This is a genomic window from Streptomyces sp. Mut1 (genome assembly GCF_030719295.1).
Lineage (GTDB): Bacteria > Actinomycetota > Actinomycetes > Streptomycetales > Streptomycetaceae > Streptomyces > Streptomyces castrisilvae.
In genome coordinates, this window is record NZ_CP120997.1 from 2718328 (window position 1) to 2733527 (window position 15200).

The 15200-nt window shown below is 68.4% G+C and carries 18 protein-coding genes, 1 tRNA gene and 1 riboswitch; of the genes, 6 read left to right on the plus strand and 13 right to left on the minus strand.

Annotated features, from left to right (window positions below; translation table 11 throughout):
- Positions 1-10 precede the first annotated feature (10 nt).
- From P8A18_RS11550 to P8A18_RS11560, 3 genes are all read right to left on the minus strand, one after another.
- Positions 11-331: a DMT family transporter gene (locus P8A18_RS11550; protein WP_136201942.1), complete on the minus strand. Its 321-nt coding sequence runs from the start codon at positions 329-331 to the stop codon at positions 11-13.
- A 39-nt stretch (positions 332-370) separates the two neighbouring features.
- Positions 371-432: riboswitch (guanidine-III (ykkC-III) riboswitch) on the minus strand.
- A 99-nt stretch (positions 433-531) separates the two neighbouring features.
- Complete coding sequence (locus tag P8A18_RS11555) at positions 532-870, minus strand: GroES family chaperonin (protein ID WP_018555876.1); 339 nt, start codon at positions 868-870, stop codon at positions 532-534.
- A 93-nt stretch (positions 871-963) separates the two neighbouring features.
- Positions 964-1284, minus strand: a complete 321-nt coding sequence (locus P8A18_RS11560; protein ID WP_306053911.1) for a DUF3618 domain-containing protein — start codon at positions 1282-1284, stop codon at positions 964-966.
- Positions 1285-1412: 128 nt separating this feature from the next.
- Between P8A18_RS11560 and bcp the strand changes: the two genes are divergently transcribed.
- The 4 genes from bcp to P8A18_RS11580 all read left to right on the plus strand — a co-directional run bounded on the left by bcp (position 1413) and on the right by P8A18_RS11580 (position 4892).
- Positions 1413-1880 carry a thioredoxin-dependent thiol peroxidase gene (gene bcp, locus P8A18_RS11565; protein ID WP_306053913.1) on the plus strand — a complete coding sequence of 156 codons (468 nt, stop codon included), beginning with the start codon at positions 1413-1415 and terminating at the stop codon, positions 1878-1880.
- A 172-nt stretch (positions 1881-2052) separates the two neighbouring features.
- The gene (proP, locus tag P8A18_RS11570) at positions 2053-3549 is read left to right on the plus strand and encodes a glycine betaine/L-proline transporter ProP (RefSeq protein WP_306053915.1); all 1497 of its coding nucleotides are present in this window, start codon (positions 2053-2055) and stop codon (positions 3547-3549) included.
- A 214-nt stretch (positions 3550-3763) separates the two neighbouring features.
- Positions 3764-4765, plus strand: coding sequence for an HNH endonuclease signature motif containing protein (locus P8A18_RS11575; protein WP_306053917.1), 1002 nt, complete (start codon positions 3764-3766; stop codon positions 4763-4765).
- A 43-nt stretch (positions 4766-4808) separates the two neighbouring features.
- Positions 4809-4892, plus strand: a tRNA-Leu gene (locus P8A18_RS11580).
- 62 nt (positions 4893-4954) lie between these two features.
- Here the strand turns inward: P8A18_RS11580 and rdgB are convergent.
- The 4 genes from rdgB to P8A18_RS11600 form a co-directional block, all read right to left on the minus strand.
- Positions 4955-5557, minus strand: a complete 603-nt coding sequence (gene rdgB, locus P8A18_RS11585; protein ID WP_306053919.1) for an RdgB/HAM1 family non-canonical purine NTP pyrophosphatase — start codon at positions 5555-5557, stop codon at positions 4955-4957.
- Positions 5558-5589: 32 nt separating this feature from the next.
- A complete protein-coding gene (locus tag P8A18_RS11590; protein WP_306053920.1) occupies positions 5590-5982 on the minus strand; it encodes a DUF8711 family protein in 393 nt (130 codons plus the stop codon).
- 111 nt (positions 5983-6093) lie between these two features.
- The gene (gene rph, locus P8A18_RS11595) at positions 6094-6831 is read right to left on the minus strand and encodes a ribonuclease PH (RefSeq protein ID WP_306053922.1); all 738 of its coding nucleotides are present in this window, start codon (positions 6829-6831) and stop codon (positions 6094-6096) included.
- Between the two features lie 246 nt (positions 6832-7077).
- Positions 7078-7419, minus strand: coding sequence for a PTS sugar transporter subunit IIB (locus tag P8A18_RS11600; protein ID WP_371933662.1), 342 nt, complete (start codon positions 7417-7419; stop codon positions 7078-7080).
- A gap of 114 nt (positions 7420-7533) precedes the next feature.
- On the opposite strand from P8A18_RS11600, the gene P8A18_RS11605 reads away from it, so the two are divergent.
- Together P8A18_RS11605 and P8A18_RS11610 are read left to right on the plus strand one after the other, a co-directional pair.
- The gene (locus P8A18_RS11605; protein WP_306053924.1) at positions 7534-8847 is read left to right on the plus strand and encodes a PTS transporter subunit EIIC; all 1314 of its coding nucleotides are present in this window, start codon (positions 7534-7536) and stop codon (positions 8845-8847) included.
- A 261-nt stretch (positions 8848-9108) separates the two neighbouring features.
- Positions 9109-10356 carry a PTS transporter subunit EIIC gene (locus tag P8A18_RS11610; RefSeq protein WP_306053926.1) on the plus strand — a complete coding sequence of 416 codons (1248 nt, stop codon included), beginning with the start codon at positions 9109-9111 and terminating at the stop codon, positions 10354-10356.
- Positions 10357-10436: 80 nt separating this feature from the next.
- On the opposite strand, the gene P8A18_RS11615 is transcribed toward P8A18_RS11610, so the two are convergent.
- The 6 genes from P8A18_RS11615 to P8A18_RS11640 form a co-directional block, all read right to left on the minus strand.
- Positions 10437-11189, minus strand: coding sequence for an MBL fold metallo-hydrolase (locus tag P8A18_RS11615; RefSeq protein ID WP_306053928.1), 753 nt, complete (start codon positions 11187-11189; stop codon positions 10437-10439).
- 364 nt (positions 11190-11553) lie between these two features.
- Positions 11554-12504, minus strand: coding sequence for a PLP-dependent cysteine synthase family protein (locus tag P8A18_RS11620; RefSeq protein WP_306053930.1), 951 nt, complete (start codon positions 12502-12504; stop codon positions 11554-11556).
- Positions 12504-12782, minus strand: a complete 279-nt coding sequence (locus tag P8A18_RS11625; protein ID WP_018555889.1) for a MoaD/ThiS family protein — start codon at positions 12780-12782, stop codon at positions 12504-12506. The genes P8A18_RS11620 and P8A18_RS11625 overlap by 1 nt, the downstream gene beginning before the upstream one ends.
- Positions 12783-12900: 118 nt before the next feature.
- Positions 12901-13026: a putative leader peptide gene (locus P8A18_RS11630; protein ID WP_018555890.1), complete on the minus strand. Its 126-nt coding sequence runs from the start codon at positions 13024-13026 to the stop codon at positions 12901-12903.
- Between the two features lie 133 nt (positions 13027-13159).
- On the minus strand, positions 13160-13591 hold the full coding sequence (locus tag P8A18_RS11635) for a M67 family metallopeptidase (protein ID WP_306053933.1): 432 nt from the start codon (positions 13589-13591) through the stop codon (positions 13160-13162).
- 91 nt (positions 13592-13682) lie between these two features.
- Positions 13683-15122 (minus strand): amino acid permease, encoded by a 1440-nt coding sequence (locus tag P8A18_RS11640; protein WP_306053935.1) that lies wholly within the window; start codon positions 15120-15122, stop codon positions 13683-13685.
- Positions 15123-15200: the final 78 nt, after the last annotated feature.

Here is a 15200-nt window from a genome sequence, read left to right on the forward strand (position 1 = left end):
CGCCAGGGCGTCAGTGCCCCGACGTGGCCTTCAGCCCCACCACGGCCACCAGCAGCAGACAGACGAAGAAGATCCGGGCCGCCGTCACCGGCTCGTGCAGCACCACCATCCCCAGCACCGCCGCACCCGCCGCACCGATCCCGACCCACACCCCGTACGCCGTACCGATCGGCAGAGTCCGCGCCGCATGCGACAGCAACAGCATGCTCGCCACGATCCCCAGGCCGGTGAACACACTCGGCCACAACCGGGTGAACCCCTCCGTGTACTTCATCCCGATCGACCAGCCCACTTCCAGCAGACCGGCGACGACCAGCAGAACCCACGCCACGACAGCACCTCCGACGAGACAGAACACGCGAACAACACGGGTGCGTCGTCTTTGCGAAACCCGGTACGGCGCGTCTCGTCGGGTACGTCCACCGTAGCAAAAAACAGGCAAAGGGCCCGGTGACAACGGTCACCGGACCCTCAGAGCCTCTCCGCGCGGACCGACGCGGACCGGCGCGGACCGGCGCGGACCGGCGCGGGCTACAGATACAACCCGGTCGAATCCTCCGAACCCTCGAACCGGTCCGCGGCCACCGCGTGCAGATCGCGCTCACGCATCAGCACGTACGCCACGCCCCGCACCTCGACCTCCGCCCGGTCCTCCGGGTCGAACAACACCCGGTCACCCGGCTCGACCGTCCGCACGTTCTGCCCCACCGCGACCACCACGGCCCACCCCAGCCGGCGGCCCACCGCGGCCGTCGCGGGAATCAGAATGCCGCCGCCCGAACGCCGCTCGCCCTCGGGCGACTCGGACCGGACCAGCACACGATCGTGCAGCATCCGGATGGGCAGCTTGTCGTCGGTGTTCTCGCTCACGCCCCGCAACCTACCGGGCCACCGCCCGGCCGTGCGCGCGAGGGGCCCGTCCGGCAGGCCCGCGAAGATCCGCCGAACGGGCCCGACGGCCCCTCAACGCCTGCCGCGCCGCCCGGAAGCCACGACCAGGCCCACCACACCGACCGCCAGCAGCGCCACCGGAATGACCCGCTCCAGCCGGGGCGAGCCCTCCACCGTGACGAACTGCGCCTTCACATCCGACACCGCCCGGTTCACCGCGACGTACGCGCGCCCGGCCGTCCGGTCCACGGTCCCGGCCACCTTCGCCTTCGCGTCACCGATGATCGTCTTCGGGTGCACCCGCACCCCGATCTCATCGAGTACCACCGCAAGCTGCTCACGCCTGCTGATGATGTCCGCCTCGATCTGCGCAGGGGTCCTGGCATCCGACACCGCGCCGCCTCCGTGGTCCTCGTCCGGTAAACCTTCATCGACAGTCTGTCAGTTCCACCGCCCCCGCACCCGGCGGCACCCCCTACTACCCTCGGTCCCGTACACCCCACGTACCAACGAGGAGAACCATGAGCGAGCGCCTCAAGCCCGGCGACACCGCCCCCGCCTTCACCCTCCCCGACGCCGACGGCAACGACGTCTCGCTCGCGGACCACAAGGGCCGCAAGGTCATCGTCTACTTCTACCCCGCGGCACTTACCCCCGGTTGCACCAAGCAGGCCTGCGACTTCACCGACAACCTCGGCCTCCTCACCGACGCCGGCTACGACGTCATCGGCGTCTCCCCCGACAAGCCGGAGAAGCTCGCCAAGTTCCGCGAGAAGGAAAACCTCAAGGTCACCCTGGTGGGCGACCCCGCCAAGGAGACGCTGGAGGCGTACGGCGCCTTCGGCGAGAAGAAGCTCTACGGCAAAACGGTGACGGGCGTCATCCGCTCCACCGTCGTCGTCGACGAGGACGGCAAGGTCGAACACGCCTTCTACAACGTGAAGGCCACCGGCCACGTCGCCAAGATCATCAAGGACCTCAAGATCTGAGACCCGCCCGTTCCCCCGGAGCGGCCCCGAGCGGTCCGGCACCAGCCGAACCGTTGGGCCGAACGGCCGAAATCGTGTGATGGACATCCCAATCCTTCGCCGAATCGGTTTGCGACCGCCATGTCCGCGCAGAAGCCTTTCCTGAAACACTCGCCGAGGAAAGGAACCGGCCATGGCGGCCTCCGACCCCCACCAGTCGGCCGACCCCGAAGCGGTCAAACGCCACCCCGCCCTGTTCCGTGCCATCCGAAAGCGCCAGAACCCCAAGCTGCGCCGCACGGACATCACCATCACGGACGACCAGGCGGTCAAGCGCGCGGTCAAGGCGGCTTCACTCGGTAATGCCATGGAGTGGTTCGACTTCGGCATCTACTCCTACCTCGCCGCCACCCTGGGCCATGTCTTCTTCCCGTCCGGGAACGACACCACCCAGCTCCTCTCCTCCTTCGCCACCTTCGCGGTCGCCTTCCTCGTGCGCCCCCTCGGCGGCATGTTCTTCGGGCCCATGGGCGACAAGATCGGCCGCAAGAAGGTCCTCGCCCTCACCATGATCATGATGGCGATCGGCACGTTCGCGATCGGCCTCATCCCCTCGCACCAGACGATCGGCATCTGGGCGGCCGTCCTGCTGATCTTCTTCCGCATGCTCCAGGGCTTCTCGACGGGCGGCGAGTACGGCGGGGCCTCGACCTTCATCGCCGAATACGCCCCCGACAAGCGGCGCGGCTTCTTCGGCAGCTTCCTCGAATTCGGCACCCTCGCCGGCTACGTGGGCGCCGCCGGCCTGGTCACGCTGCTCTACGCGCTGCTCAGCGACGCCCAGATGGAGTCCTGGGGCTGGCGCGTCCCCTTCCTCGTCGCGGGCCCCCTCGGCCTCGTCGGCCTCTACCTGCGACTGCGCCTGGACGAGACCCCGGCCTTCCAGAAGCTGGAGGGCGGCACCGCGCACGCCACGGAGGCGGCGGACAGCGTCGAGACGACGGCCAAGGGCGACCTCGCCAAGATCTTCCGCGACTACTGGCCGACGCTGATCCTCTGCATCTGCCTGGTCGGCGCGTACAACATCACCGACTACATGCTGCTGTCGTACATGCCGACGTACCTCTCCGACGAGCTCGGCTACAGCGAGACCCACGGTCTGCTCATCCTGCTCGGCGTGATGGTCTTCCTGATGCTGATCATCAACCAGATCGGCAAGCTCTCCGACCGCTTCGGCCGCAAACCCCTGCTGATGACCGGCATGCTGGGCTTCCTGATCTTCTCCCTCCCGGCCTTCCTCCTGATCCGCCAGGGCAGCATCCCGGCCATCATCATCGGCATGCTCATGCTGGGCCTCTCCCTGGTCTGCATGCTCGGCACGATGTCCGCCGCCCTCCCGGCCCTGTTCCCCACGAACGTCCGCTACGGCTCCCTCTCGGTCGGCTACAACCTCTCCGCGTCGCTGTTCGGCGGTACGACCCCGCTGGTGATCACGGCCCTGATCAGCCTCTCGGGCAGCAACCTGATGCCGGCGTACTACGCGATGGCCGCGGCCCTGGTCGGCGTGATCGCGGTGGCCTGCATGAAGGAAACCGCCAACAAGCCCCTGGCGGGCTCCCCGCCGTCGGTGGAAACGACAGAAGAAGCGGAAGAACTGGTCGCCTCCCAGACCCCGGACCCGAAGTTCTGACCCTGCCCGCCCCACCTGCGGCCCGCACGGCTTCCCCTCGAAGCGGTACGGGCCGTTCCGCATTTTGTCGGATATCGGACGTGACCCTCCGATATTCGGTTCGTTACTCCGTACGAGGCCGCGAACGGGTGGCCGGATACGGAGGGGAACGTGAAGGTCCGGTGCACATGCGAAGTGCCGAACGGCAGAGGCGGCGTCTCAACGAGGCAGCGACATGTCTGACGCGTACGAACGGCAACGGCTCGCCGAGGCTGTCGCAGAGGCGACGAACTGGACAGACCTCATGCGTCGGCTCGGGCTCAAGAAGAGCGGCGGCCAGCGGCGCGTGCTCCAGGAGAAGGTAGCCGGACACAAGCTGGACACAGCCCACTTCACGAAGCGCAGCCCATGGCGAAAGTACCCGGACTCGGCGATCGCTGAGGCTGTCGCATCGTCCTCGTCACTGCGTGAGGTCGTGGTCAAACTCGGCGCACCACCGGCGACCGGCGCACTGTCTCACATAAGCCGCCGCATCAAAGCGGCGGGAATCGATGTCAGCCACTTCCCCGGGATGAATCGCCCACATCTGGATCTGATCTTCACCACGGAGGAACTACAGGTCGCGGCGCTGACTGCCGACAGCGTGCGCGGAGCGGCCAGAATCCTGGGAATGGGCGACGACAGCCAGTCGCGCTCGGCCCTGGCCGCCCTGCTCCGCAGGAGAGGCATCAACACCTCCCACTTCCGTAACGCACGTCTCGCCATTCCGGAGGCCGCACTGAGAAGCGCCCTCCCGCAAGCCACGAGCTACGCGGACGTCATGCGCGCGCTCCGTCTTGAGGTCAACGACACGAATCACCGCCGCGTACGACGCATGGTTCTTCGACTGGAGCTCGACACGAGCCACTTCAAGCGCCGCGCCTGGGCAGTGCCACAAGCGCGTAAGCCCAGGGCTATCGCGCCGACGACCTTGGTTATCAGACCGCCGGGGTCGGGACGCACGAACCGGGAAAGGCTTCACCGCGCTCTGCAGGAGATCGGCGTCGCCTACCGGTGCGCGTCCTGCGGCAACAGAGGGAAGTGGCTGAGGCAGTCCTTCACGCTTCAGATCGACCACATCAACGGTAACTGGCTCGACAACCGGGCCGAGAACCTTCGCTATCTGTGCCCCAACTGCCATGCGCTCACCGAGACATGGTGTCGCAACCGACGCGCCAAAGAGACGAGCACGCCCTAAACCCTCGGGCCGACGGCGCCTCCCCTTGTAGACTGCCGGGGAGGCGCGAGTGCTGGAATTGGTGAGACAGGCTGGTTTTAGGTACCAGTGCCCTAGCGGCGTGAGGGTTCGAGTCCCTCCTCGCGCACCCCATCGGCAGGCCCGACTCGCAACAGCGACGAGTCGGGCCTGCTGCGTTCGCAAAGGGCGTCAGCCCACCAGTTCCCGCACCACCGGCACCAGTGCCCGGAACGCCTTGCCGCGGTGGCTGATCGCGTTCTTTTCGGTCGGGGTCAGTTCGGCGCAGGTGCGGGTTTCGCCGTCGGGCTGGAGGATCGGGTCGTAGCCGAAGCCGTAGCCGCCGGCGGGGGTGTGGCGCAGGGTGCCGGTGAGGCGGCCCTCGACCACGCGTTCCGTGCCGTCGGGCAGGGCGAGGGCGGCCGCGCAGGCGAAGTGCGCGGCGCGGTGGGGGGCGTCGATGTCGGAGAGCTGGGCCAGGAGCAGGTCCAGGTTGGCGCGGTCGTTGCCGTGGGTGCCGGACCAGCGGGCCGAGAAGATGCCGGGGGCGCCGCCGAGGACGTCCACGCAGAGGCCGGAGTCGTCGGCGATGGCGGGGTGGCCGGTGGCCTGCGCGAGGGCGTGGGCCTTGAGGAGGGCGTTCTCGGCGAAGGTGACGCCGGTCTCCTTGACGTCGGGGATCTCCGGGTACGCGCCGGCGCCGACGAGTTCGTGGGTGAGGCCCGCGTCGGCGAGGATCGCGTGGAGTTCGGTGATCTTGCCGGCGTTGCGGGTGGCGAGGATGAGACGGGTCATGGGTCGATTATCGCCGTGTCCGTCCCGGTCGCTCACGGGGTGCAGACCTTGCCTATCTCCTTGGCGGCGTCGGTGACCGGGGTGATGTCGGGCGTGGCGTCACCCTTGTCGATGGAGTCGCGGACGTTGGTGACGCCGGACCGGAGATCGTCGACGGCCTTGCTGAGGTCGGCGTTGTCCGTCTTGTCGCCGAGGTTGCCCAGTTCCTTCTGGATCTCGTCCAGGGCCTCGGACGCCTGGGTGGGGTCGCTGGAGGCGTTGGCGACGGCCCGTTGGAGGTTGTCGACGCTGGTGGCGATGGCGTCGGCGGTGCGGACGCAGTCGAGTGTCTTGTCGAGGGCGCCGCAGCCCGCCGCCGCGGTGACGGTGAGGAGCGCGGCGGTGACGGCCAGTGCGGTGCGGTGGTGCCGGTGGCGCGCGGCCATGGTGTGGTCCCTCCCCGGGTGCGGATACGCGGACGGGCGCACGGTTCGACCCGTGCGCCCGTATGCGTATCGACGCCGTGGGAGAGGGAGTTGGTTGCTCCGGGGCCGGTCCTACGCGCCGAGCGTGGCGGCCAGGGCGTCGTTCTGGAAGCGCGCGAGGTCGACGCAGCCGGCGGTGGCGAGGTCGAGCAGCGCGTTCAGTTCCGTACGGTCGAAGGGCTCGGCCTCGGCGGTGCCCTGGACCTCCACGAAGCGCCCGTCGCCCGTGCAGACGACGTTCATGTCGGTCTCGGCGCGTACGTCCTCCTCGTAGCAGAGGTCGAGGAGCGGCGTGCCGTCGACGATGCCGACGCTGATGGCGGCGACGGTGCCGGTCAGCGGCTTGCGGGCGGGCTTGATGATCTTCTTGCCCTGGGCCCAGGCGATCGCGTCGGCGAGGGCGACGTAGGCGCCGGTGATGGCGGCGGTGCGGGTGCCGCCGTCGGCCTGGAGGACGTCGCAGTCCAGGACGATGGTGTTCTCGCCGAGGGCCTTGTAGTCGATGACGGCGCGCAGGGAGCGGCCGATGAGGCGGCTGATCTCGTGGGTGCGGCCGCCGATCTTGCCGCGTACGGATTCGCGGTCGCCGCGGGTGTTGGTGGAGCGGGGCAGCATGGAGTATTCGGCGGTGACCCAGCCTTCGCCGCTGCCCTTGCGCCAGCGCGGTACGCCTTCGGTGACGGAGGCGGTGCAGAAGACTTTGGTGTCGCCGAAGGAGATGAGTACGGAACCTTCGGCGTGCTTGCTCCATCCGCGTTCGATGGTGACGGGGCGGAGCTGGTCGGGGGTGCGGCCGTCGATACGAGACATGGCGTCGAGCCTAGCGGGTGCGGGGAGGCGTGAATCCCGGCGCGGGGGCGGTGCGGAGCCCGTGCCCGTTGGGGTGCGGAGCCCGTGCCCGCCGGGGTGCGGAGCCCGTGCCCGCCGGGGTGCGGGGCGCCCCGGCGCGGGGGTGGTACGCGCCGCAGGCCCCGCCCTGGTCGGGGCGGGGCCTGCGGGGTGCCGGCCGGCGGGGTCCGGCGGTGTCGGCCGAGGGCCGACCGGTTCAGCGGTGGGTCACATCATGTCTTCGATGTCGGCCGCGATCGGGTCGGCGTCGGTGCCGATGACGACCTGGATCGCGGTGCCCATCTTGACAACGCCGTGGGCGCCGGCGGCCTTGAGCGCGGCCTCGTCGACCTTGCTCGCGTCGTGGACCTCGGTGCGCAGGCGGGTGATGCAGCCCTCGACCTCTTCGATGTTCTCGATTCCGCCGAGCCCGGCGACGATCTTCTCAGCCTTGCTGGCCATGGCCTTCTCCCTGGTTCTTCCCGTACATGCGACGGCCCACCGTGGGTCCGTTTCGTCACGGTAACTCACGGTTGGCCCAACTTCGCTAGCGAGCGCCCCGGCCGTCACCAATGATGACGATCACCGGCGCCCTGCCCCGCGAGCGGGCTCCGCACCGTACCGCAACTGGTCTACACCAGTCTGCGACGACCGCCAAATGAGGCTTGTTCCGGGAGGACGCCGATGAGCTCCAGCAGCGAAGCCGCCATCCCACAGAAGCGGTGGTGGAACGGCCTCTTCCAGGGCCTCCAGAAGATGGGGCGCAGTCTTCAGCTCCCGATCGCCGTACTGCCGGCGGCCGGTATTCTCAACCGGCTCGGCCAGCCGGACGTCTTCGGCGACGAGGGTCTGGGCTGGAACAACGTGGCCAAGGTGTTCGCGGCGGCGGGCGGTGCGCTGCTGGACTCGGGGCTGGGGCTCCCGCTGCTGTTCTGCGTCGGTGTGGCGATCGGGATGGCGCGGAAGGCGGACGGTTCGACGGCGCTCGCCGCGGTGACGGGCTTCCTCGTGTTCTACGCGGTGCTGCACGCGTTCCCGGTGGACTGCGACAAGGGGTCGACGTTCGTATCGGGTGGTGTCTGGTTCGGTACGTGTGTCGCGGGCGACGCGACGGTGACTCCGGCCGCGTACCAGAATCCGGGGGTGTTCGGCGGGATCGTGATGGGGCTGATGGCGGCCTGGTTCTGGCGGCGGTTCCACCGGGTGAAGCTGGTGGACTGGCTGGGCTTCTTCAACGGCCGCCGGCTCGTCCCGATCATCATGGCGTTCGTCGGTCTGCTCTTCGCCGCGCTGTGCGCCTGGCTGTGGCAGCCGATCGGTGACGGTCTGATCAGCTTCTCGAAGTGGCTGGTGGACCTGAACTGGCTGGGGTCGGGCATCTTCGGTATCGCCAACCGCGCGCTGCTGGTCATCGGCATGCACCAGTTCCTGAACACGTTCGTCTGGTTCCAGTTCGGTGACTTCACGAAGCCGGATGGGACGGTCGTGCACGGTGACATCAACCGGTTCCTGGCGGGCGACCCGACGGCCGGTCAGTTCACGACGGGCTTCTTCCCGATCATGATGTTCGCGCTGCCGGCGGCGGCGCTGGCGATCTATCACTGCGCGAAGCCGCACCGGCGCAAGGCGGTGGCGGGCATGATGGTCTCGGTCGGTCTGACGTCGTTCGTGACGGGAATCACGGAGCCGATCGAGTACTCGTTCCTCTTCGTCGCGCCCATTCTGTACGCGATCCACGCGGTGCTCACGGGTGTGTCGATGGCGGTCACGTGGGCGCTCGGCGTGAAGGACGGTTTCAGCTTCTCGGCGGGTCTGATCGACTACGTCATCAACTGGAGTCTGGCGACGAAACCCTGGCTCATCATCCCGATCGGACTGGCGTTCGCCGTCGTGTATTACGTGATCTTCCGCTTCGCGATCACCAAGTTCAACCTCCAGACACCGGGCCGCGAGCCCGAGGAGGTCGAGGAGGAGATCGAGCAGAACCTCACGAAGTAGCTGGTCAAAGGGGTCGCCGACCCCTTCGGAAAGGCCCCCGGACCTTGCGGTCCGGGGGCCTTTCGCGTGTCACGGTCCGTACCCGGTAGCTGCTGCGAAGTAGTCGGAAATCGCAGGTTCCTTATCTAACCCTCACCGTGCTACAACTGGTCTACACCACTCAGTGGTCCAGACCACGTGGCGTCCCCGCGTCACGTTCCTGAGTCGCCGCCCACCCAAATCCCCTGTCCCCGGCGGCGCCTTGCTTACTGGAGGAAGTTGATGAGTACGGCCACCGCTTCGGCGGCCCCCGCGAAGAAGCGGAGCTCCGGCCTGTTCCAGGGCCTGCAGAAGGTGGGGCGCAGCCTTCAGCTGCCGATCGCTGTGCTGCCCGCCGCGGGCATCCTGCTGCGTCTCGGCCAGGACGATGTATTCGGCGACGACGGCCTCGGCTGGCACAAGGTCGCCTCCGTGTTCGCCACGGCCGGCGGCGCGGTCTTCGACAACCTTCCGATGCTCTTCTGCATCGGTGTCGCCATCGGCTTCGCCAAGAAGTCGGACGGCTCCACGGCCCTGGCCGCCCTGGTCGGCTTCCTGGTCTACAGCAACGTGCTCAAGGCCTTCCCGGTCACCGAAGCGGTGATCCAGAAGGGCGAGGACACCGCGGCGACGTACAACAACCCGGGTGTCCTCGGCGGCATCCTGATGGGTCTCGTCGCCGCGCTCCTGTGGCAGAGGTTCCACCGCACCAAGCTGGTGGACTGGCTCGGCTTCTTCAACGGCCGCCGGCTCGTCCCGATCATCATGGCCTTCGTCGGCGTGGTCTTCGGAGTCTTCTTCGGCCTGGTCTGGGAGCCCATCGGCGACGGCATATCCAACTTCGGCGAGTGGATGACCGGTCTCGGCGCCGGCGGCGCCGGCCTCTTCGGCCTGATCAACCGCGCGCTGATCCCCGTCGGCATGCACCAGTTCGTCAACACGGTCTCGTGGTTCCAGCTGGGTGACTTCACCGACGCCGCCGGCACGGTCGTGCACGGTGACCTGAACCGCTTCTTCGCCCACGACCCGACCGCCGGTCAGTTCATGTCGGGCTTCTTCCCGATCATGATGTTCGGTCTCCCGGCCGCGGCCATCGCCATCGCGCACTCCGCCCGTCCCGAGCGCCGCAAGGCCGTGATGGGCATGATGGTCTCCCTGGCGCTGACCTCGTTCGTCACTGGTGTGACCGAGCCGATCGAGTTCTCGTTCATGTTCATCGCGCCGCTGCTGTACGCGATCCACGCGGTTCTCACCGCGATCTCGATGGCCGTCACCTGGGCGCTGGGCGTGCACGCCGGGTTCACGTTCTCGGCCGGCTTCATCGACTACGCCCTGAACTGGAACCTGGCGACCAAGCCATGGCTGATCATCCCGATCGGGCTCGTCTTCGCGGTGATCTACTACGTGGTCTTCCGCTTCGCGATCACCAAGTTCAACCTCACCACCCCGGGCCGCGAGCCCGAGGAGGAGATCGAGGACCTGACCAAGTAGGTCCCGGTCCCCGTACGGACACGGGGAAGCCCCTCACCTTCCGGGAAGGTGAGGGGCTTCCCCGTGTCCGTTTCAGAGCTTCAGACCTGGTACACCGCGCCCGGCGCCGCGAGCTCGGTCGGCCCGGTGAACACCTCGCGGGCGTCGGCGAGGTTGCGCTCCGCGTCGGTCCACGGCGGGATGTGGGTGAGCACCAGCCGCCCCACCCCGGCCCGCTCGGCCAGCTCGCCGGCCTCCCGGCCGTTGAGGTGGAGGTCCGGGATGTCCTCCTTGCCGTGCACGAACGATGCCTCGCAGAGGAAGAGATCCGTGCCCTCGGCCAGCTCGTCCAGCGCCTCGCAGGTGCCGGTGTCCCCGGAGTACGTGAGCGAGGAGCCGCCGTGCTCGATGCGGATGCCGTACGTGTCCACGGGGTGGCAGAGCTTCTCCGTACGCACCGCGAAGGGGCCGATGTCGAACGAGCCCGGCTTCAGGGTGTGGAAGTCGAAGACCTCGCCCATCGCGTGGTCGGACGGGGTGTCGGCGTGGGCGGTGGTGAGCCGTTGTTCCGTGCCGTCGGGGCCGTAGACCGGGATGCGGGCGGGGCGGTCGCCGCCGTGGGGGTAGTACCGGACGACGAAGTACGCGCACATGTCGATGCAGTGATCGGCGTGCAGGTGGCTGAGGAAGATGGCGTCGAGGTCGTACAGACCGATGTAACGCTGCAGCTCGCCGAGGGCTCCGTTGCCCATGTCGAGGAGCAGCCTGAAGCCGTCGGCCTCTACGAGGTAGCTCGAGCATGCCGATCCCGCGGAGGGGAACGAGCCGGAGCAGCCGACGACGGTGAGCTTCATGGAGCGTGAACCTCCGAGACGTGGGAACGGGGAGGGTTCGTGCGGTGCGGTTCTTGCGGGGCGATGCGGTTTGTTGAGCGTAAGGCGCGAAAGAGCTGGTCGCTCCTTCGGGGAGTGCCGTTGTGGGGGAACTCACCTGTGGTGTCACCGGTTCGGGTGGCGGGGGTGGGGTGCGCGCCTGCGGCGGGCCTGTTCCCCTGCCCGCCCCTTCCCGGAACCGGGGCTCGGCCCCGGACCCTGCTCCTCAAGCGCCGGAGGGGCTGACTTTTCGGGGTTCCGCCCCCGTGAAACGGCGGACGCCGGGGACCCGGACCGATGTGGTCCCGGTCCCCGGCGTCCGGGGTGAACAAGGTGCGCGAGGGCGCTACGCCCAGAGCTGCCCCTGCAACGTGGCGATCGCCGCCTCCGTCGTCGGTGCGGTGTACACGCCTGTCGACAGGTACTTCCAGCCTCCGTCCGCGACGACGAAGACGATGTCCGCGGTCTGGCCGGCCTTGACGGCCTTGTTGCCGACGCCGATCGCGGCGTGCAGTGCCGCACCCGTGGAGACGCCCGCGAAGATGCCTTCCTGCTGGAGGAGTTCGCGGGTGCGGGTGACGGCGTCGGCGGAGCCGACGGAGTAGCGGGTGGTGAGGACCGAGGCGTCGTAGAGCTCGGGGACGAAGCCCTCGTCCAGGTTGCGCAGGCCGTAGACGAGGTCGTCGTAGCGCGGCTCGGCGGCGACGATCTTGACGTCCTCGACGTGTTCGCGCAGGTAGCGGCCGACGCCCATGAGGGTGCCGGTGGTGCCGAGGCCCGCGACGAAGTGGGTGATGGAGGGGAGGTCGGCGAGGATCTCCGGCCCGGTCGTGGCGTAGTGGGCGCCCGCGTTGTCCGGGTTGCCGTACTGGTAGAGCATCACCCAGTCCGGGTGCTCGGCCGACAGTTCCTTCGCGACGCGGACGGCGGTGTTGGAGCCGCCCGCGGCCGGTGAGGAGATGATCTCGGCGCCCCACATGGCGAGCAGGTCGCGCCGCTCCTGGGAGGTGTTCTCCGGCATCACGCACACGATGCGGTAGCCCTTGAGCCTGGCCGCCATGGCGAGCGAGATGCCGGTGTTGCCGCTGGTGGGTTCGAGGATGGTGCAGCCGGGGGTGAGCCGGCCGTCCTTCTCCGCCTGCTCGACCATGTGGAGCGCGGGGCGGTCCTTGATCGAGCCGGTGGGGTTGCGGTCCTCCAGCTTGGCCCAGATGCGGACGTCGTCCGACGGTGACAGCCGCGGCAGGCGGACGAGCGGGGTGTTGCCCACTGCGGCGAGCGGGCTGTCGAAGCGCATCAGTTCATGCCGCCGGCGACGGCCGGGAGGATGGTGATGCTGTCGCCGTCGTTGAGCTTGGTGGAGATGCCGTCGAGGAAGCGGACGTCCTCGTCGTTGAGGTAGACGTTGACGAAGCGGCGCAGCTGCTCGCCGTCGACGATGCGCTCACGGATGCCGGTGTGGCGGCTCTCCAGGTCCGTGAAGAGGTCGGCGAGGGTGTCCCCGTTGCCCTCGACGGCCTTGGCGCCGTCGGTGTAGGTGCGGAGGATGGTCGGGATGCGGACCTCGATGGCCATGGCGTGGGCTCCTGTCGAAGCGGAGTGGTGGCGGTGGGCGTGGGGCGCGCGGCTCTGCCCCCGCGCGGGGGTCGGTGCGTGGTGTGTGGCGCCCGGCCGGGCGGCGCCGGGACCGGGCTCAGGCCTCGCGGCCGGCTGACCGGTGGTTCGTACAGATGGCGCTGGAGAGGCGGCACAGGTCGACGTGCAGGCGCGCCACGAGCAGCGTGCCCGGCGTCTTGTCACTCACGTCATGGGGAACCATGCGGTCATCGTATCGATTCCCGGTCGGGGATTCGGAGTGTGATCTCACCTGGTGGATGTTCGGTGTTCGCTGGGTGGACAGGGCCGGGGTGCGGCGGCCCTGTCCGGGCCCTGCGGAGGCGGTGCGGGCGGGGTCAGGCGGCCGGGTACGCCTCGACGACCTGGACTTCCTCCTCGGTGATCTCGCCGTCCAGGATGCGGTACGAGCGGAACTGGAAGGGGCCCGCGTCGTCGGCGTCCGCGGTGGAGACGAGGACGTAGTGCGCGCCGGGCTCGTTGGCGTAGGTGACATCGGTGCGCGAGGGGTAGGCCTCGGTCGCGGTGTGCGAGTGGTAGATGATCACGGGCTCCTCGTCGCGGTCGTCCATGTCGCGGTAGAGCTTGAGGAGGTCCGCCGAGTCGAACTCGTAGAACGTGGGTGAGCGGGCCGCGTTCAGCATGGGGATGAAGCGTTCGGGGCGGCCGGAGCCGACGGGTCCGGCGACGACGCCGCAGGCCTCGTCGGGGTGGTCGGCGCGGGAGTGCGCCACGATCTGGTCGTGGAGCGTCTGGGTGATGGTCAGCATGGCGCCCAGGATAGGACGACGGGCCGCGGTGTACCGAGGAGTGGTACGTGGGGGTCCGTATCGTGGGAACGCCCTGGTGGGGGCGGGTCGCTCAGCGGCGGACGAATGCCTTGCCCTGCGGGTCGCGGGACTTCAGGACGAGGTAGGAGACGCCGAGGATCAGCGCCCAGAGCGGGGCGCAGTAGAGCGAGATCCTGGTGTCCTCGTCGATGGCCATCATGACGATGACCAGGGCGATGAACGCCAGGGCGTAGACGCTGGTGTACGGGGCTCCGGGGGCCCGGAAGGCGGACTGCGGGAGGACTCCGCGGTCGGCGAGGCGGCGGTAGCGGAGCTGGCTGATGAGGATCATGATCCAGGCCCACATGCCGGAGATGGTGGCGAAGGAGACGACGTAGGTGAAGGCCTCGCCGGGCCACTGGTAGTTGATCCAGACGCCGACGAGCATGAGGGCGGCGGAGAAGGTGGTGCCGATGAGCGGGGTGCCGCCGCGGGTGAGCCGGGTGAAGAGCGCCGGGCCCTGGCCGTTGAGCGCGAGGTCGCGCAGCATGCGGCCGGTGGAGTACATGCCGGAGTTGCAGGAGGAGAGCGCGGCGGTCAGGACGACGAAGTTGACGATGCCCGCGCCGATGCCGAGGCCCATCTTCTCGAAGGCTTCGACGAACGGGGAGACGCCGGCGGAGAACTCGGTCCAGGGCACCACGGCGAGGATCATGACGAGCGCGCCGACGTAGAAGACGGCGATGCGCCAGGGCACGGTGTTGATGGCCTTGGGCAGGACGGTCCGGGGGTCCTTGGACTCACCGGCGGTGACGCCGACGAGTTCGACGGCGAGGAAGGCGAACATCACGATCTGCAGGGTCATCAGGGTGCCCTTGACGCCGTGCGGGAAGAAGCCGCCGGCGGACCACAGGTGGGTGACGCTCGCGGTGTCCCCGGCGTCGGAGAAGCCGAGGGTGAGGATTCCGGCGCAGATGAGGATCATGCCGACGATGGCGGTGACCTTGACCATCGAGAACCAGAATTCCAGCTCTCCGAAGACTTTGACGGAGATGAGGTTCACGGCGTAGAGGATGACGGTGAAGAGGAGGGCCGACACCCATTGCGGAATGGCGAACCAGAAGGTCATGTACTGGGCGGCGGCGGTGACTTCGGTGATTCCGGTGACGACCCAGAACAGCCAGTACGTCCAGCCGGTGACGAATCCGGCGAAGGGGCCGATGAATTCGCGGGCGTACTCCGAGAAGGAGCCGGACACCGGGCGGTACATGAGGAGTTCGCCCAGGGCCCGCATGATGAAGAAGATGACCAGGCCGGCGACGGCGTAGGCCAGGACGAGGCTGGGTCCGGCCTTGGCGATGGCCTTGCCGGCGCCGAGGAAGAGGCCGGTGCCGATGGCCCCGCCGATCGCGATCATCTGGATCTGGCGGGCGCCGAGGGCTCTGCGGTATCCCTCGGCGGAGGTGGCGGCATCCGCGACCGCGGCGTGCGGGCCGTCGGGCTCCTTGTCGTCGATCTGCGCCGATGTCATGTGGCTGCGCCTTTCTCCACGCCGGTCCGCGCCTTTCGGCCGCGGACCGGGTCGGGCACAACGACGGTCCGGCGGACG